The organism is Herbaspirillum sp. SJZ106 (genome assembly GCF_006715495.1).
In the GTDB taxonomy this organism is placed as follows: domain Bacteria; phylum Pseudomonadota; class Gammaproteobacteria; order Burkholderiales; family Burkholderiaceae_D; genus Herbaspirillum.
On the sequence record NZ_VFNI01000004.1, the window covers coordinates 67,013 to 83,701 of the forward strand.

At 63.8% G+C, this 16,689-nt stretch carries 15 protein-coding genes, 4 tRNA genes and 1 pseudogene; 18 read left to right on the forward strand and 2 right to left on the reverse strand.

All coding sequences use genetic code 11. From position 1 onward, the window contains the following. The 16 genes and pseudogenes from FB598_RS20755 to FB598_RS13470 all read left to right on the forward strand — a co-directional run. A pseudogene (locus FB598_RS20755) lies at positions 1-265 on the forward strand (hypothetical protein); the annotation flags it as partial. After that, positions 262-1,188, forward strand: a complete 927-nt coding sequence (gene era / locus FB598_RS13400) for a GTPase Era (RefSeq protein ID WP_141916095.1) — start codon at positions 262-264, stop codon at positions 1,186-1,188. The pseudogene FB598_RS20755 and the gene era, both read left to right, overlap by 4 nt. Before the next feature lie 84 nt (positions 1,189-1,272). After that, positions 1,273-2,124, forward strand: a complete 852-nt coding sequence (recO, locus tag FB598_RS13405; RefSeq protein ID WP_141915900.1) for a DNA repair protein RecO — start codon at positions 1,273-1,275, stop codon at positions 2,122-2,124. Positions 2,125-2,278: 154 nt separating this feature from the next. Beyond that, a complete protein-coding gene (pdxJ, locus tag FB598_RS13410; RefSeq protein ID WP_141915898.1) occupies positions 2,279-3,049 on the forward strand; it encodes a pyridoxine 5'-phosphate synthase in 771 nt (256 codons plus the stop codon). A gap of 13 nt (positions 3,050-3,062) precedes the next feature. Then, positions 3,063-3,455, forward strand: coding sequence for a holo-ACP synthase (acpS, locus tag FB598_RS13415; RefSeq protein ID WP_141915895.1), 393 nt, complete (start codon positions 3,063-3,065; stop codon positions 3,453-3,455). Continuing rightward, the gene (gene nagZ / locus FB598_RS13420; protein ID WP_141915893.1) at positions 3,452-4,480 is read left to right on the forward strand and encodes a beta-N-acetylhexosaminidase; all 1,029 of its coding nucleotides are present in this window, start codon (positions 3,452-3,454) and stop codon (positions 4,478-4,480) included. The genes acpS and nagZ overlap by 4 nt, the downstream gene beginning before the upstream one ends. 30 nt (positions 4,481-4,510) lie before the next feature. Next, a complete protein-coding gene (uvrC, locus tag FB598_RS13425) occupies positions 4,511-6,373 on the forward strand; it encodes an excinuclease ABC subunit UvrC (RefSeq protein WP_141915890.1) in 1,863 nt (620 codons plus the stop codon). A gap of 106 nt (positions 6,374-6,479) precedes the next feature. After that, a complete protein-coding gene (gene pgsA / locus FB598_RS13430; protein WP_141915888.1) occupies positions 6,480-7,064 on the forward strand; it encodes a CDP-diacylglycerol--glycerol-3-phosphate 3-phosphatidyltransferase in 585 nt (194 codons plus the stop codon). A gap of 48 nt (positions 7,065-7,112) precedes the next feature. Then, positions 7,113-7,188, forward strand: a tRNA-Gly gene (locus tag FB598_RS13435). A 165-nt stretch (positions 7,189-7,353) separates the two neighbouring features. After that, a tRNA-Cys gene (locus FB598_RS13440) sits at positions 7,354-7,427 on the forward strand. A gap of 9 nt (positions 7,428-7,436) precedes the next feature. Further along, a tRNA-Gly gene (locus FB598_RS13445) sits at positions 7,437-7,512 on the forward strand. Between the two features lie 55 nt (positions 7,513-7,567). Continuing rightward, positions 7,568-7,643 (forward strand) — tRNA-Gly (locus FB598_RS13450). Positions 7,644-7,924: 281 nt separating this feature from the next. Beyond that, positions 7,925-8,893 carry a chemotaxis protein gene (locus FB598_RS13455; RefSeq protein WP_141915884.1) on the forward strand — a complete coding sequence of 323 codons (969 nt, stop codon included), beginning with the start codon at positions 7,925-7,927 and terminating at the stop codon, positions 8,891-8,893. Positions 8,894-9,153: 260 nt separating this feature from the next. After that, positions 9,154-10,188: a nicotinate-nucleotide--dimethylbenzimidazole phosphoribosyltransferase gene (cobT, locus tag FB598_RS13460; RefSeq protein ID WP_141915882.1), complete on the forward strand. Its 1,035-nt coding sequence runs from the start codon at positions 9,154-9,156 to the stop codon at positions 10,186-10,188. Further along, positions 10,181-11,017, forward strand: a complete 837-nt coding sequence (locus FB598_RS13465) for an adenosylcobinamide-GDP ribazoletransferase (RefSeq protein WP_141916092.1) — start codon at positions 10,181-10,183, stop codon at positions 11,015-11,017. Before cobT ends, FB598_RS13465 begins: the two co-directional genes overlap by 8 nt. Before the next feature lie 3 nt (positions 11,018-11,020). Beyond that, positions 11,021-11,629, forward strand: coding sequence for a histidine phosphatase family protein (locus FB598_RS13470; protein WP_141915879.1), 609 nt, complete (start codon positions 11,021-11,023; stop codon positions 11,627-11,629). Between the two features lie 33 nt (positions 11,630-11,662). On the opposite strand, the gene FB598_RS13475 is transcribed toward FB598_RS13470, so the two are convergent. Continuing rightward, on the reverse strand, positions 11,663-12,319 hold the full coding sequence (locus FB598_RS13475) for a response regulator transcription factor (protein WP_141915877.1): 657 nt from the start codon (positions 12,317-12,319) through the stop codon (positions 11,663-11,665). Beyond that, positions 12,312-13,703, reverse strand: a complete 1,392-nt coding sequence (locus FB598_RS13480) for a cache domain-containing protein (RefSeq protein ID WP_141915875.1) — start codon at positions 13,701-13,703, stop codon at positions 12,312-12,314. Before FB598_RS13480 ends, FB598_RS13475 begins: the two co-directional genes overlap by 8 nt. Before the next feature lie 351 nt (positions 13,704-14,054). Between FB598_RS13480 and FB598_RS13485 the strand changes: the two genes are divergently transcribed. Together FB598_RS13485 and FB598_RS13490 are read left to right on the forward strand one after the other, a co-directional pair. Next, positions 14,055-16,121, forward strand: a complete 2,067-nt coding sequence (locus FB598_RS13485; RefSeq protein WP_141915873.1) for a carbon starvation CstA family protein — start codon at positions 14,055-14,057, stop codon at positions 16,119-16,121. A 13-nt stretch (positions 16,122-16,134) separates the two neighbouring features. Then, entirely contained in the window at positions 16,135-16,350 is a 216-nt protein-coding gene (locus FB598_RS13490) for a YbdD/YjiX family protein (RefSeq protein WP_141915871.1), read from the forward strand. Positions 16,351-16,689: the final 339 nt, after the last annotated feature.

Here is a 16,689-nt window from a genome sequence, read left to right on the forward strand (position 1 = left end):
CGACAAGGCAGACAAGGCAGACAAGGCAGACAAGGCAGACAAGGCAGACAAGGCAGACAAGGCAGACAAGGCAGACAAGGCAGACAAGGCAGACAAGGCAGACAAAGGCGAGAAACAGGACAAGGCCGCGAAAGAGCCGAAAGATGCCAAGGAGGCCCGTCATCTGGCCGCCAGAGGCGACGGCAAGACCGGCGGCGACCGCAACGAAGCGGTGGCAGAACCCATATCGGCAGCCCCGGCTGCCACGCAATCCAAGACAGCATGACAGACACTCCAATGCCCGGCACTGAGCCGGCACCGGCGCCGGGCGATTACCGCTGCGGCTATATCGCCATCGTGGGCCGTCCCAACGTCGGGAAATCGACCCTGATGAACGTCCTGGTCGGCGCCAAGGTCAGCATTACCTCGCGCAAGGCCCAGACCACGCGCCATCGCATCACCGGCATCCAGACCATCGGCGATACCCAATACGTCTACGTCGATACGCCGGGCTTCCAGACCCGCCACAGCAATGCGCTGAACAAGACGCTCAACCGCACCGTCACCAACACGCTGACGGCGGCCGATGTGATCCTGTTCGTGATCGAGGCCGGCACGTTCGGCCCGGCCGACAAGCAGGTGCTGGATCTGCTGCCGGCCAATGTGCCGTGCATCCTGGTACTGAACAAGTCGGACCGCAGCAAGGACAAGGCCACACTGATGCCGTTCGCGCAGGAAGTCGCCTCCCATCGCGATTTCGCCGCCGTGGTGCCGGTCTCGGCCAAGCAGCGTTTCCAGCTGGATCGCCTGCAGGAAGAGATCCGCAAGCTGCTGCCGCACAATCCGCCGATGTTCGACGAAGACGACATCACCGACCGCAGCGAGAAATTCCTGGCCTCCGAGATCGTGCGCGAGAAGGTATTCCGCTTCGTCGGGGAAGAGCTGCCCTACACCAGCACCGTGCTGGTCGAGAAGTTCGAGCAGGAAGGCAACCTGCGCCGCGTGTTCGCCGCCATCCTGGTCGAGCGCGACACCCACAAGGCCATGGTGATCGGCCAGAAGGGCGCGCGCCTGAAGGAAATCTCGACCCAGGCCCGGCTCGACATGGAGCGCCTGTTCGGCGGCCCGGTCTATCTGGAAATCTGGGTCAAGGTCAAATCCGGCTGGGCCGACAACGAAGCCGGTTTGCGCGCCTACGGCTACGAGTGACCTGGCCGGCAGGCGCAGCAGCGCATTCAATGGCATACCGCCGCCCAGCTTGACGCGGCACAACGCATTCAGGACGGATATTTGATGACTACCGTGCTTTCCGAATCCCAGCTTGCCGCCCAGGTTGACGGCGTCGCCGAACAGGCGCTCCATGTTGCGCCGGCCAGGGCCGAAGCCAAAAAGCCCGCGCGCGCACCGGCGCGCAGCCGCGCCGTGCCGGAGAAGGAGCACCGGATCCAGGCGCAGCCGGGCTTCATCCTGCACAGCTACCCCTATAAGGAAACCAGCCTGATCGTCGACGTGTTTTCACGCGACCATGGCCGGGTGGCGCTGGTGGCCAAGGGCGCCAAGCGCCCGCATTCCAAGCTGCGCGGCGCGCTGCAGACGTTCCAGCCGCTCTCGCTGTCGTGGAGCGGCAAGTCCGAAGTGCGCACGCTGACCGACGCGGAATGGGTAGGCGGCCTGCTGCCGCTGGAGAAGTCGGCGCTGCTGTGCGGCTTCTACCTCAACGAATTGCTGGTCAAGCTGCTGGCGCGCGAAGATGCGCACCCGGCGCTGTTCGACCATTACGTGGCCACCCTGAACAAGCTGGCACATGGCGAGAATGCCCCCATCGTGCTGCGCCAGTTCGAACGCTTCCTCCTCAAGCAAACCGGCGTGGCCGGCAACTGGAGCCTGTGCACCGTCAGCGGCAAGACGGTACGGCCGGATGGCGTCTATGTGGTCGATCCGGAGCAGGGCACCCGCCCCGAGCGCCTGTCCGACCGGGCGCCCAAGGTGTCCGGCAAGACCCTGCTGGACATGGAGCGCGAAGACTACAGCGACCCGACTACCCAACTGCAAAGCAAATTCCTGATGCGCTACCTGCTGGCCCACCATCTCGGCGGCGCCCAGCTCAATACGCGCCAGATCCTGATTGACCTGATGCAGCTTTGATCCGGCTGGCACAGGCAAGCCGTTCGCATCCCGGATTGGCGCATGGTTTGATGCGGCCCCACCGGGCATGCGCCGATATGGATAAAATCACCGGTTTCCCGGCGCCGTGCAGGCGCCACTTTGACAGAACCAAGCACACACGATTCCAGACGCCATGAGTTTCCTGCAGCCGGCCGGCCCATCCATTGAACTGGGCATCAATATCGACCACGTCGCCACCTTGCGCAATGCCCGCGGCACGGCCTATCCCGATCCGCTCAAGGCCGCGCTGGAAGCGGAAGAAGCCGGCGCCGACGCCATCACGCTGCACCTGCGCGAAGACCGCCGCCACATCCGCGACGCCGACGTCAAGGCGATCCGTCCGCTGCTGACGACTCGCATGAACCTGGAAGCGGCGGTGACGCGCGAGATGATCGATTTCGCCTGCGTCATCAAGCCGCAGGACGTCTGCCTGGTGCCGGAAAAACGCACCGAGGTGACTACCGAAGGCGGCCTCGACGTGATCGGCCATTTTGCCGAGGTGCAGGCGGCGATCCGCCAGTTGCAACAGGAGGGCGTGCGCGTTTCCCTGTTCATCGATCCCGATCCGCAGCAGATCAGGGCCGCGGCCGAAGCAGGCGCGCCGGTCATCGAACTGCATACCGGCCGCTATGCCGACGCCGCCAGCCAGAAGGAACAGCAGGACGAGCTGGAGCGTATCCAGAGCAGCGTGCTGGAAGGCATCAAGCTGGGCCTGAAGGTCAATGCCGGGCACGGCTTGCATTACACCAACGTGCAGGCGATCGCCGCCATCCCGCAAATCGCCGAGCTCAATATCGGCCATGCGGTGGTGGCGCATGCGGTGTTCGCCGGCTGGCGCAATGCCGTCTCCGAGATGAAGGCGATCATGGTCAAGGCGCGCCTGGCCGCCATCGGCAAGGCCTGAAGGCGGCGCACGCATGATTTACGGCATCGGTACCGACATCCTGCAGATCTCGCGCGTGCAGGCCGCATTGGGCCGCCACGGCGACCGCTTCGCCGAGAAGATCCTGGGGCCGGAAGAAATGCAGAAATACCTGCGCCGCAAGGCCAAGGTCGAAGCGCGCGGCATCCGTTTCCTCGCCACGCGCTTTGCCGCCAAGGAAGCCTTTTCCAAGGCGATTGGCATGGGCATGCGCATGCCCATGACCTGGCGCGCCATGCAGGTGCTGAACGCGCCCAGCGGCAAACCGGTAGCGGTATGCAGCGGCGCCCTGAAGGCGTGGATGGAGCAGCAGGGCCTGTCCGCCCAGGTATCGATTACCGACGAGGCGGAATACGCCGTCGCATTTGTCATTGTGGAGAAGTCATGAGTAAAGCAGGCAAGGCCCTGGGGCCGGTCATGCTGGATGTGGTCGGCACGCGCCTGGAGGCGGACGATATCAAGCGCCTCCAGCACCCGCTGACCGGCGGCGTGATCCTGTTCACCCGCAATTATGAGAATCGCGCCCAATTGGTCGAATTGACCGCGGCCATCCGCCGCGCGCGTCCCGGCATACTGATCGCGGTCGACCATGAGGGCGGCCGCGTGCAGCGCTTCCGCACCGACGGTTTCACCGTGCTGCCGGCCATGGGCAAGCTGGGCCAGGCCTGGGACCGGGACGTGCTGCATGCCGCCAAGCTGGCCACGGCCACCGGCTTCGTGCTGGCCTCCGAACTGCGCGCCTGCGGCATCGACCTGTCGTTCACGCCGGTACTGGACCTCGATTATGGCGAGTCCACGGTCATCGGCGCGCGCGCTTTCCACCGCGACCCGCGTGTGGTCACGCTGCTGGCCAAGAGCCTGAACCACGGCCTGGCGCTAGCGGGCATGGCCAATTGCGGCAAGCATTTCCCCGGCCATGGCTTTGTCGCGGCCGATTCGCATGTGGCTATTCCCGTGGACCAGCGCGAGCTCGACGCTATCCTCGGCGAAGATGCGATGCCCTACGACTGGTTGGGCATGAGCCTGGCGGCAGTGATGCCGGCGCACGTGATCTACCCCAAGGTGGACAAGCATCCCGCCGGTTTTTCGAAGAAGTGGCTGGGCCTGCTGCGCCAGCGTTTCGCCTTCCAGGGCGCCATCTTCAGCGACGACCTCAGCATGCACGGCGCCAGCGTCGCCGGCAGCGCGCTCGATGCGGCGCAGGCCGCCATCGACGCCGGCTGCGATGTCGCGCTGATCTGCAATTCGCCGGACAAGGCCTGGAAGATCCTCAACGGCCTCAAGGGCGGCGCCGATGCCGCCTCGGCGGCGCGCCGCGCGGCGCTGGCGCCGACCTCCGCCGCATTGGACTGGGATGCATTGCAGGCCGATGCGCGCTACCGGGCCGCGCGCGAGCTGGTGCTGTCGCTGTAGTCGCGCCATACGTTTCGCCGTCCAGCCGCCATGCCAGAATCCACCGTTACCCCGCCCGATCCGCGCGAACTCGTGCTGGAGACGGTCGCCCGGCTGCCGCACCTGCCGGGCGTCTACCGCTATTTCGATGCGCAGGACAACGTGCTGTACGTCGGCAAGGCGCGCGACCTGAAGAAGCGCGTTTCCAGCTACTTCCAGAAGACCCTGACCAGTCCGCGCATCGCCATGATGGTCGAGCGCATCGCGCGCCTCGAGACCACCGTCACGCGCAGCGAAGCCGAGGCGCTGCTGCTGGAAAACAACCTGATCAAGACCTTGCGTCCGCGCTTCAACATCCTGTTTCGCGACGACAAGTCCTACCCCTACCTGAAACTCACCGGCCATGCTTACCCCCGCATGGCCTACTACCGCGGCGCGGTCGACAAGCGCAACCAGTACTTCGGACCTTTTCCCAACGCCGGCGCGGTGAAGGAGTCGATCCAGATCCTGCAGAAGGTATTCTTGCTGCGCACCTGTGAAGACACCGTGTTCGCCAACCGCACACGGCCCTGCCTGCTGCACCAGATCCACCGTTGCAGCGGGCCGTGCGTGAAGCTGATCAGCGCCGAGGACTACGCCATCGATGTCGAGAACGCCGCCAAATTCCTGCGCGGACGCCAGGGCGAGGTAATGGAAGCGCTGGAGCAAAAGATGCACGCCTTCGCGGCAGACCTCAAGTTCGAACAGGCGGCCGCGGTGCGCGACCAGATCTCGTCGCTGTCGTCCGTGTTGCACCAGCAGAGCATGGAGACGGTGAGCGACGCCGACATCGACATCATCGCCGTGGTGGTGCAGGGCGGGCGCGCCTGCGTCAACCTGGCGATGGTGCGCGGCGGGCGCCATCTGGGCGACCGCGCCTATTTCCCGACGCAGGTGGACGATGCGCTGGCCACCGGCGAAGAGAGCATCGAAGTGGAAGTGCTCAAGGCCTTCCTGGCGCAGCATTACATCGACAAGTTCATTCCCGCCTCGCTGATCGTCAGCGCCGAGTTCGACGATCCGGCACTGATGGTGGCGCTGATGGAGCAATGCGGCCATCGCATCGCGCTGACCTTCCAGCCCCAGGGCCAGCGTCGCCAATGGCTGGAGATGGCGATCAAGGGCGCGGAGCTGTCGCTGGCGCGGCTGCTGTCGGAGCAGGGCTCGCAGCAAGCGCGCACGCGCGCGCTGGCCGAAGTGCTGGGACTGGAAGGCGAAGACCTGGAAAACCTGCGCGCCGAATGCTTCGACATCAGCCACACCCAGGGCGAAGCGACCCAGGCATCGTGCGTGGTGTTCCACCACCATGCGATGCAGAACGGCGAATACCGCCGCTACAACATCAACGACATCACGCCCGGCGACGACTACGCGGCCATGCGCCAGGTATTGATGCGCCGCTACGAGAAGGTCGCCAACGGCGAAGGCGTGATGCCGGATATCGTCCTTATCGATGGCGGCCGCGGCCAGGTGGAAATGGCGCGCCAGGTGCTGACCGAACTCGGCCTGAACATCAGCCTGATCGTCGGGGTGGCCAAGGGGGAAGGGCGCCGCGTCGGCCTGGAAACGCTGGTGTTCGCCGATGGCCGTCCCTCCCGGGAACTGGGCAAGGAATCGGCTGCGCTGATGCTCATTGCGCAAATCCGCGATGAAGCCCACCGCTTCGCCATCACCGGCATGCGCGCCAAACGCGCCAAGGCGCGCCAGACTTCGCGCCTGGAAGAAATCGAAGGCATCGGCGCCAAGCGGCGGCAGCGTTTGCTGGCGCGCTTCGGCGGCTTGCGCGGCGTGGCCGATGCCAGCGTGGATGAGTTGGCGTCGGTGGAGGGCATCTCGCGCCAGCTGGCCGAAGAGATCTACCGCCAGCTGCATTGAGCTTGCCAAGCGAGGCTTTGCATTGCCCCATGCGCCGCGGACGGGGCGACTCTGCTACTATTCGGTAAAATTTTTTGTGTACGCCGACCCAACACCAACAAGACGTATGCCTTTCAATATTCCCATTTTGCTGACCTGGCTGCGGGTTGCGCTGATTCCGCTGGTCGTCGGCGTGTTCTACCTGCCGGAAATCGGCCTGAACCGCTTTGAGCAAGGCATCGCCTCCACCATCGTGTTCATCGTTGCCGCGCTGACCGACTGGTTCGATGGTTTTCTCGCGCGCCGCTGGAACCAGACTTCGGCGTTCGGCGCCTTCCTCGATCCGGTGGCCGACAAGCTGATGGTGACCGGCGCCTTGCTGGTGCTGGTGCATCTGGGCCGGGTCCATCCCATCATCGCTTTCATCATCATCGGCCGCGAGATCGCGATTTCGGCGCTGCGCGAATGGATGGCCCAGATCGGCGCCTCCAAGTCGGTGGCGGTGAGTTCGCTGGGCAAGATCAAGACCACCGCGCAGATGCTCGCCATCCCCATGCTGCTCTACTACGATACGCTGCTGGGGGTGGTCGACACGCGGCTGTGGGGCGCCATCCTGCTGTTCATCGCGGCGGTGCTGACGGTGTGGTCGATGCTCTACTATTTGCGCAAGGCGATGCCGCTCATCAAGAAGGTGCATGAAAATAGTAATTGATAGTTGACAATTTCAGAGCGCGTCCTATAATAGCGTTCTGTTGTCGATGCGGGAGTAGCTCAGTTGGTAGAGCGATACCTTGCCAAGGTATAGGTCGAGAGTTCGAGACTCTTCTCCCGCTCCAGGTTACTTGGAAAAAAGGAAGCCTAAAAAAGCTTCCTTTTTTTATTGTACGAGGCGCGCACGCATCAGCGATGTGGTCGCAATGAAGGTTGGATCAGTCGATAAGATGTTTGCAAAGAAGTCGTTTGCAAACAACGCGCGTTTTAGGTAGTATGCGTGTCCCCAAGGCGGGGTAGCAAAGTGGTTATGCAGCGGCCTGCAAAGCCGTCTACGCCGGTTCGATCCCGACCCCCGCCTCCAAAACTCCATGCGGGAGTAGCTCAGTTGGTAGAGCGATACCTTGCCAAGGTATAGGTCGAGAGTTCGAGACTCTTCTCCCGCTCCAGATTTCAAGGAGGAAGCCCGCTTCCTCTGGTTGTGCAAACGCAGTACGGTTCCATGCGGGAGTAGCTCAGTTGGTAGAGCGATACCTTGCCAAGGTATAGGTCGAGAGTTCGAGACTCTTCTCCCGCTCCAAATTGTAAAAGAGGAAGCCTGATGGCTTCCTCTTTTCACATCTGCTTCCGGAGTTTCCGGTTTCATCCCCCAGGTTGTCACGCATCCATGCCGCCCCGTCCAGCGGCAGAAAATTGTTTATAGGAAATGTCACGTCGCATAGCATCATTTTTTGAGTGCGGACAACGAAAAGCAACATATCCCCTCCTGCGCGGATGCCCCGGATTGCCAGCGCAGGGTTTCCCATCTACATTGGCAAGTTCAGGCTTGTTGCCTGTCTATCCATATCATTCGGGGGAAACATGGACAGTTTTCAAAAAGAGATTGATGAAAGAACCAATCTCACTGCATCCAACAAGTTCGAGCTTCTGCTGTTCCGTTTGGGGTCGGATGCCTATGGGGAGCGTTCCGAACTGTTCGGCATCAATGTGTTCAAGATCCGCGAAATCGTTCCGATGCCGCCTGTCACCACGGCGGCGGGGACGCAATCGCCGATGCTGGGGATGGTCAACATACGCGGCCAGATCATATCGGTGATCGACCTGCCGGCCGTGGTCGGCTGTGTGCCCAAGACCGGCCTCAACATCCTGCTGGTGACCGAATACGCGCGCAGCACGCAAGCCTTCGCGGTGGAGTCGGTGGATGAGATCGTGCGCCTGGAATGGAGCCAGGTGCTGTCGGCCGAATCCAAGACCGGCGGCAACTTCGTCACCAGCATCGCACGCCTGGACGCCGATAAAGACGCCGGCAGGCTGGCCCAGGTGCTCGATGTCGAACAGATCCTGCACGAGATCATGCCGACCGACCGCAACATGAAAATGGAAAACCTGGGCAAGGGCAGCAAGCATGGCATAAAGGCCGGCACCGTTGCCATCGCCGCGGACGATTCCAAGGTCGCGCGTTCTTTGATCGAGCAGGGGCTGCGCGCCATGGAGATCCCTTTCGAGATGCACATTACCGGCGCCGAGGCCTGGGCCAAGATACAGAAGATGGCGCAGGAAGCGCGCAGCGAAGGGCGGCCGATCACGGACAAGATTTCCTTCGTGCTGACCGATCTGGAAATGCCGGAGATGGACGGCTTTACCTTGACCCGCAACATCAAGCGCGACGAATTCCTGAAAAGTCTTCCTGTGATCATCCATTCTTCGCTGTCGGGTTCGACCAATGAAGACCACGTCAAGAGCGTGGGCGCGGATGCGTATGTCGGCAAGTTCGAGGCCAATGAACTGGCCGCCACGATTTTCGGTGTGCTGGAGCGCGCGTCGGGCTGAGCGGCGAACCTCGCCGGAGGCCGCGGCGGCCATCCAAGGGAGCCCGGGATGGGCTCTTTTGCCAGATGGGAGCGATGTCTTGCCGGCCGCCGCCAGGCGGGCAGGTTGTCCGGCCGGCCGCTGAAAGGGGCCGGCAACGATTGGCCGGGCGCCGGCAATCCTCGCCGGCCGTTGCTCCACCGAATCGAGCCGATCTCTTATACTGTCGCTCTTTCGACTACGCCATGTCGCGCAGCAAGCCGCGACAGGCCCCGCATCCCATGCAGATTCCCGCCATTCCATCGATCCACGATCCCGAGTTGGCGGCGCGGCTCGACCATCGTATCGACGACAAGACCAAGCCGCAAGGCAGCCTGGGCGTGCTGGAGCGGTTGGCGCGCCAGATCGGGCTGATCCAGCGCAGTGAGCGTCCGGCGCTCGCTAGGCCGGCCATCGTGGTTTGCGCCGGCGACCATGGCGTGACTGCGGAAGGAATTTCCGCCTATCCCCAAAGCGTGACCTGGCAGATGGTCGAGAATTTCCTGGCCGGCGGCGCGGCTATCAACGTGTTCGCTCGGCAGAATGACTGCGCATTGCATATCGTCGATGCCGGGGTGAACCATGACTTTGGCGAGCGCCTCGGCCTGGTTGACTGCAAGGTGGCGCCTGGCACCAGAAATTTCTGCGAACAAGCGGCGATGAGCGATCAGGATTGTGCACGCGCGCTGCAGGCCGGCATGCGCTTCGTCGACGGCCTGGACTGCGACGCGCTCGGGTTCGGCGAGATGGGCATCGGCAATACCACCTCGGCGGCGGCGTTGATGGCTGCCTTCACGGGGATTGCGGCCGCCGATTGCGTGGGCGCCGGTACCGGCTTGGATGCCAAGGGCATCGCGCACAAGCGCGACGTCGTCGAGCGCGCCCTGCGCCGGCATGCCGATGCCAGGGCGCCATTGGAGGTGCTGGCGGCATTGGGCGGCTTTGAAATCGCCTTCATTGCCGGCGCCATGCTGCGTGGCGCGCAAAGGCGCATGGTATTGCTGGTCGATGGCTTCATCGTCACCTCGGCCCTGCTGGCCGCGGCGGCTTTGCAGCCCGAGGTGCTGGACTATTGCGTGTTTTCGCATTGCTCCGGCGAAGCCGGCCATCGCCGTATGCTGGACTACCTCAAGGCCCGACCGCTGATGCAACTCGACCTGCGCCTGGGCGAGGGTACCGGCAGCGCGCTGGCATTGCCGCTGTTGCGCGCTGCGGTGAATTTCCTGGAAAGCATGGCGACCTTTTCCGCGGCCGGCGTCAATGGCAAAAATGGCTGAGCATCCGCTGTCCGGGCAACCATATCCTGCGCCCGCCAGCCGTGGCCTGGCGCATCAGCTGCGGCTGTTTTTCATCGCGCTGCAGTTTTTCACGCGCTTGCCGATCCCGCGCTGGGTCGGTTTCCATCCGGACTGGCTGCAGCGCTGCACGCGTTATTTCCCGCTGGTCGGCTGGATCGTCGCCTGGGTGACGGCACTGGTATATGTGCTGGCGGCCCAGTTCTGGCCGCAGGCGGTGGCGGTGCTTTTATCTGTCGCGGCGGGCATCTGGCTGACCGGCGCTTTCCATGAGGACGGCTTTGCCGATGTCTGCGATGGCCTGGGCGGCGGCATCAGCCGGGAGCGTGCGCTGGACATCATGCGCGATTCGCGCGTGGGCGCCTATGGCGCGATCGGCATCGCCATGCTGCTGGCATTGAAGCTGGTGGCGCTCAACGCCATGCTGCCGTTGCAGCTGCTGGCCGCGCTGGGCATCGCCCATCCGCTGTCGCGCTGGCTGGCGACTTGCCTGATCTGGCGGATGGATTACGTGCGCGAAGAGGGCAAGGCCAAGCCGCTGGCGCAGCACATGAAGGGCGGCGAATTCCTGCTCGCGACCGTGTTCGCCGTGTTGCCGGTGATCGGCGTGGCGTATTGGGGACTGATGTCCTGGCAGCGCATCGCCGCCGGCCTCATCTTGGCCGTGGTCGCTACGGCGTGGCTGGCGCGCAAGTTCAGCCGGCGCCTGGGCGGATATACCGGCGACTGCCTGGGCGCCGTCCAGCAATTGAGCGAGACCGCTTTCTACCTGGGTGCGCTGGCCGTGGCTCCCGGCTTTATCGGGAACTGAGCCATGCAACTCCATCTGGTCCGCCATCCGGCGCCCATCCTCGACAAAAGTTATTGCTACGGCAGCAGCGACGTCGCCGTGGCGCCCGACACGCTGGCGTCGTGCTGTGAACGCGTCAGCCTGTTGCTGCCTCGCGCAGCGCCGATTATCTCCAGCCCCTTGCAGCGCTGCGCCGACCTGGCGCTGGCCCTGGCGCAGGCGCTGGATATCGAGAGCATCACCCTCGATCGCGGCTTGCAGGAAATGCATTTCGGCACGTGGGAGCTGCGCGCCTGGGACGATATCGCCTGGGCCGAAGTCGAGGCCTGGAACCGCGATCTGCTGCACCATGCGCCCGGCGGCGGCGAGACGCTGCTGGCGGTGGCCCGGCGCGTATGGGATGTTTTCGATGCGCTGCGTCGCGCTGGCGATGCACAAGCCATCGCGGTATGCCACGGCGGTTCGATCCGCATGCTGCGCGCCTGCGCGGCATGGCATGCCGAACACGGCGCCGATGCCGCGCCCGATGCCGGCGCGATGGAGGCGATCGCCCTGCGGGCCGCGGCTGACAAGCGCGATATCGGATTCGGCGAACTGATTACGCTCGAGATCGACGCCTTGGCGCCGGGCTGATTCCGGCCGCCGCCGATCTCAGATATTTCCTTCTCAGATCTTTCCTTCCAGGCGCAGCGACTCCACCGCGAACTTGATCAGTTCGGCCTGGCCGTCGATATTGAGCTTGCGCTTGATGTTGAGCCGGTGGGTTTCGACGGTGCGCACGCTCAGGTCGAGTTCGCGCGCAATCTGCTTGTTGGATTCGCCGTTGGCGATATGCTTGAGCACCTCGCGCTCGCGCAGCGTCAACAGGTCGCGTTCCGGCAGCGGTTGGGTCAGCTGGCGCAGCAGTGCGGCGCTGTAATAGATCCCGCCCGATTTCACGGTTTCGATGGCTTGCACGATATCCTGGCTGGGGGCGTCCTTGAGCACGTAGCCGCGGGCGCCGGCCTGGATCGACTGCATCACGTATTCGCCCTTGTCATGCATGCTCAGGATCAGCACCGCGATCTCCGGATGGCGGGCGTGGAACTGCGCCGTCAGTTCGATGCCGTTGGTGCCGCGCATGTTGATGTCCATCAGCGCGAGGTCGATATTGCACTGGGCCGCGGCCGCCAGCGCTTCTTCCGCATTGCCGGCTTCGGCCACTACCGCCAGGCCGGGCACCGCTTCCAGCCGGGCGCGCAAGCCGTCGCGCACCAGCGGGTGGTCATCGATCAGCATCACGCGGGTGGTGGCGCAAGGAACGGGCGCTTGGATGTCAGGCATGGGAGCGTTCAAAAGGAGAGTGGCGGGGAACCAGGGCGGTGACCTGCGTGCCGGCCGGGGATGAGTCCAGGGCGAGTTCGCCGCCCACGGCTTCCATGCGTTCCTGCATGTTGCGTAGGCCGATGCCGCGCCGCGGGTGGTCGTCGACCTGGTCGACATTGAAGCCGGCACCGTTGTCGCGCACCTGCAGCATCACGAAGGTTTTCCCGCCGTGCAGGCGCACCGTGATCTCGGTGGCGCCGGCATGGCGCGCGATATTGGTCAACGCTTCCTGCGTCACGCGAAACAGCACGGTATTGACGACGTCCGGCAGCGGGCCGGTGTCGCCCTCGGCGTCGAAATGGATCGTCGTGCCAGCGTCGGCGCCGGTGGTTCCGCGCCATTCCCCGCACAGGTGTTCCAGCGCGGCCGCCAGCCCCAGGTCGTCCAGGATGGCCGGGCGCAGGTCGTGCGAGATGCGCCGCACTTCGGCCAGCACGCCGTTGATTTGCCCGGCGGTTTTTTCAAACGCCCCGCGCGCGGCCTGCACCTGTTCCGGCGTGCCGTTGAGGCGGATCAGCGCGGCTTCGATCTGCAGCTTGATCGATACCAGCCACTGGCTGATGCCGTCATGCAGGTCGCGCGAGAGGCGCGCGCGCTCGTCTTCCTGGGAACGCACTACCCGTTGCGCCAGTTGCCGCAGCTTGGCATCGGCGACGCGGTGTTCGCTGATGTTGAGCAGCAGTCCCGACAAGGCCACCGCCAGCGCGCTCAAGACCGCGATGATGGCGATCATCAGCATGGTCTGGTGGACGTGGCCGGAAATCTGGTTGTCGATCTCCGACAGCGCCGCGTCGACATCGTCGAGATAGATGCCCGTGCCGATCACCCAGCCCCAGCGCGGCAAGCCCGCCACGTAACCGAGCTTGGGCGCGACGTTCTTGCTCGATGGTTTTTGCCACAGGTAGCGTTCGTAGCCGCCGCCCTGGTTGGCGCGCTCGATGAGGTGCTGGATGGTCGGGCTGCCCGAGGCGTCGTGCCAGTCCCACATTGCGGTGCCGACCAATTCAGGTTGGCGCGGGTGCATCACGTTGCGGCCGTTCTGGTCGTAGACGAAAAAATAGCCATCGTCGCTGAACTCCAGGTCGGCCAGGATGCGCTTGGCTTCGTTGCGGATCGCCTCATCGCTGCGGCCGGTGCTGTAAAGGTGGCTGACCGCGTGGATGGCCAGATCCACATAGTGCTTGAGCTCTGCATTCTTGCTGGCCAGATAGGCGGCTTCGATCGAAGCGCGCTGCTGGCGCCCCAGTTCCACTGCCTGGTGCCGCACCACCAGTGCGATGGCGGCAATGGCCAGGCACAGCGGGACAATGGCGAGGAAGATGATTTTCTGGCGCAGTTTCATGACGCGATTCTACCGAATGCTTTTTCACATTCGTCGAAAAGAAGGCGCATTTGCAACGCCGGAGCGGCCCCGGCGCCACGTTTTCCACAGGAATGGAGGTCGATTCGATGCCGTTCTCGGTAATTCTACGTAGAGGCTCTGCGTAGTCCTGCGCTTGTGGGGCCGGCCATCGATATCGAATACTACTGCCCGTTTCTCGAATATTTTTTACGCCGCAGAACGAGGACAAAACGGTGGCATCCACCGCGTTCCCGCCAGTGCGAGAAACGCCCGTTCGAGGACGGGACGCGCCAAGGCAAACACACAATAAAACATTCCTATCACCAAGATCCCCTTCGCGGGAGGAGAACAATGAACCGGACTATTTCCAGGCTGGGCTGGCTCGCGCTGGCCCTGGCAGGCGCATGTGCATGCGCCTACGTTGCGTTGCAGCGCGGCGAATCGATCAACGCGGTATGGCTGGTGGTGGCCTCGGTGTGCGTCTACCTGATCGCCTACCGCTTCTACAGCAAGTTCATCGCCGAGCGGGTACTCGGGCTGGACGGCCAGCGCATGACGCCGGCCTACAAGTTCAACGACGGCCTGGATTACGTGCCGACCAACAAATACGTGCTGTTCGGCCATCATTTCGCCGCCATTGCCGGCGCCGGCCCGCTGGTGGGACCGGTGCTGGCCGCACAGATGGGTTACCTGCCGGGCATGTTGTGGATTTTGGCCGGCGTGGTGTTCGCCGGCGCGGTGCAGGATTTCATGGTGCTGTTCATCTCCAGCCGCCGCGACGGCCGCTCGCTGGGCGACCTGATCAAGTCCGAGCTGGGCCAGGTGCCGGGCGTGATCGCGCTGTTCGGCGCCTTCATGATCATGGTGATCATCCTGGCGGTGCTGGCGCTGATCGTGGTCAAGGCGCTGGCCGAGTCGCCCTGGGGCACCTTCACCGTGGCGGCGACCATTCCCATCGCGCTGTTCATGGGCGTGTATTCGCGCTACATCCGTCCGGGCCGCATCGGCGAGGTGTCGTGGATCGGCTTCGTGCTGCTGATGCTGGCCATCGTCGGCGGCCAGTATGTGCAGGAGCATCCGGCGCTGGGCCACATGTTCACCTTCGACGGCAAGCAACTGACCTGGATGCTGATCGGCTACGGTTTCGTCGCCTCGGTGCTGCCGGTGTGGCTGCTGCTGGCGCCGCGCGATTATCTCTCGACCTTCCTCAAGATCGGCACCATCGCGGCGCTGGCGCTGGGCATCGTGTTCATCGCCCCGCACCTGAAGATGCACGCGGTCACGCGCTTCATCGATGGCAGCGGCCCGGTGTGGTCGGGCTCGCTGTTCCCGTTCCTGTTCATCACCATCGCCTGCGGCGCCGTCTCCGGTTTCCATGCGCTGATCTCCTCGGGCACCACGCCCAAGCTGCTGGAAAATGAAAAGCACGCGCGCTTCATCGGCTATGGCGCGATGCTGATGGAATCCTTCGTCGCCATCATGGCGCTGATCGCCGCTTCCTGCATCGAGCCGGGCATCTACTTCGCCATGAACAGCCCGGCCGCGCTGATCGGCACCACGCCGGAGAATGTGGCCCAGGTGATTTCGCAATGGGGCTTCCACATCACGCCCGAGATGCTGACCCACACCGCGCAGGCGGTCGGCGAGCACACCATCATCTCGCGCGCCGGCGGCGCGCCGACGCTGGCGGTCGGCATGGCGCAGATCCTCTCCGGCGTGACCGGCGAGGCGATGATGGCGTTCTGGTACCACTTCGCCATCCTGTTCGAAGCGCTGTTCATCCTGACCGCGGTGGATGCGGGCACGCGCGCCGGCCGCTTCATGCTGCAGGACCTGCTGGGTGCCTTCATCCCGCCGATGAAGCGCACCGACTCGTGGGCCGCCAGCCTGATCGCCACCGGCCTGTGCGTGGCCGGCTGGGGTTACTTCCTGTACCAGGGCGTGGTCGATCCGCTGGGCGGCATCAATACCCTGTGGCCGCTGTTCGGCATCTCGAACCAGATGCTGGCAGGCATCGCGCTGGTCCTGGCCACCTGCGTGCTGTTCAAGATGAAGCGCGACCGCTTCGCCTGGGTGACGGTGGCGCCGACCGTGTGGCTGCTGGCATGCACCCTGACGGCCGGCTGGCAGAAGGTGTTCGACGACAATCCGCGCGTCGGTTTCCTGGCGCATGCCGCCAAGTACCAGGCCGCGCTGGACGAAGGCAAGCTGCTGGCGCCGGCCAAGTCGATCGAACAGATGCGCCAGGTGATCTTCAACGATTACATCGATGCCGGCCTGGCGGCGATGTTCATGCTGGTGATGGTGAGCGTGCTGGTGTTCGGCATCCGCACTGTGCTCAAGGCGCGTGCGGCCAGTCAGCCCAGCGTGCGGGAAGCGCCGTATGAATCCCTGCCGGCAGCTGCCGTGCAACCGTGACAGGAGCCCGGCCATGAAAATCTCGGGAGCGCTCGCGCAACTGCTGGCCTGGCGTCGCCAGGCCGGCCGCACGCTGAACCTGATGGTCGGCATGCCGGAGTACGACAATTACGTTGCCCACGTGAAGCATGCCCATCCCGACCAATGCGCGATGAGTTATGAGGAGTTCTTCCGCGAAAGGCAGGAAGCGCGCTACGGCGGGAAAGGGCGGGTGGGGCGCTGCTGCTGACCAGGCGCGCATCTGGCCGCACAAGCAAGGAGGCTTCGGGCCTCCTTTTTTGTGGGCCGGCGCCGACGCTTGCGCCATGCCGCGCCGAGGAGAGGGGGCTGGCATGACAAAATGGCATCTTTTGCGGCGCCGCAGTTTTATCCGCCGGCGTGTCCAAATTACGGGCAAATTATTGGAAACCCTTGCCGTGAAAGGATGTCCGATACCCGATAACTGCTTGTCCACAGACTTGTTCACAGCTTCTGTGAGTAACTTTTCATCCGGGGGACAGGCCCGCTCAGGATCGGCGCGCATTTGCGTATAATGCCGGGCTGCCGCAGGCCTGTTGATAGCCTGGCA

Excerpts from the sequence above, each read along its gene's own strand:
- era (WP_141916095.1), top strand. The coding sequence starts at position 262 with ATGACAGACACTCCAATGCCCGGCACTGAGCCGGCACCGGCGCCGGGC.
- recO (WP_141915900.1), top strand. The coding sequence starts at position 1,273 with ATGACTACCGTGCTTTCCGAATCCCAGCTTGCCGCCCAGGTTGACGGC.
- pdxJ (WP_141915898.1), top strand. The coding sequence starts at position 2,279 with ATGAGTTTCCTGCAGCCGGCCGGCCCATCCATTGAACTGGGCATCAAT.
- acpS (WP_141915895.1), top strand. The coding sequence starts at position 3,063 with ATGATTTACGGCATCGGTACCGACATCCTGCAGATCTCGCGCGTGCAG.
- nagZ (WP_141915893.1), top strand. The coding sequence starts at position 3,452 with ATGAGTAAAGCAGGCAAGGCCCTGGGGCCGGTCATGCTGGATGTGGTC.
- uvrC (WP_141915890.1), top strand. The coding sequence starts at position 4,511 with ATGCCAGAATCCACCGTTACCCCGCCCGATCCGCGCGAACTCGTGCTG.
- pgsA (WP_141915888.1), top strand. The coding sequence starts at position 6,480 with ATGCCTTTCAATATTCCCATTTTGCTGACCTGGCTGCGGGTTGCGCTG.
- FB598_RS13455 (WP_141915884.1), top strand. The coding sequence starts at position 7,925 with ATGGACAGTTTTCAAAAAGAGATTGATGAAAGAACCAATCTCACTGCA.
- cobT (WP_141915882.1), top strand. The coding sequence starts at position 9,154 with ATGCAGATTCCCGCCATTCCATCGATCCACGATCCCGAGTTGGCGGCG.
- FB598_RS13465 (WP_141916092.1), top strand. The coding sequence starts at position 10,181 with ATGGCTGAGCATCCGCTGTCCGGGCAACCATATCCTGCGCCCGCCAGC.
- FB598_RS13470 (WP_141915879.1), top strand. The coding sequence starts at position 11,021 with ATGCAACTCCATCTGGTCCGCCATCCGGCGCCCATCCTCGACAAAAGT.
- FB598_RS13475 (WP_141915877.1), bottom strand. The coding sequence starts at position 12,319 with ATGCCTGACATCCAAGCGCCCGTTCCTTGCGCCACCACCCGCGTGATG.
- FB598_RS13480 (WP_141915875.1), bottom strand. The coding sequence starts at position 13,703 with ATGAAACTGCGCCAGAAAATCATCTTCCTCGCCATTGTCCCGCTGTGC.
- FB598_RS13485 (WP_141915873.1), top strand. The coding sequence starts at position 14,055 with ATGAACCGGACTATTTCCAGGCTGGGCTGGCTCGCGCTGGCCCTGGCA.
- FB598_RS13490 (WP_141915871.1), top strand. The coding sequence starts at position 16,135 with ATGAAAATCTCGGGAGCGCTCGCGCAACTGCTGGCCTGGCGTCGCCAG.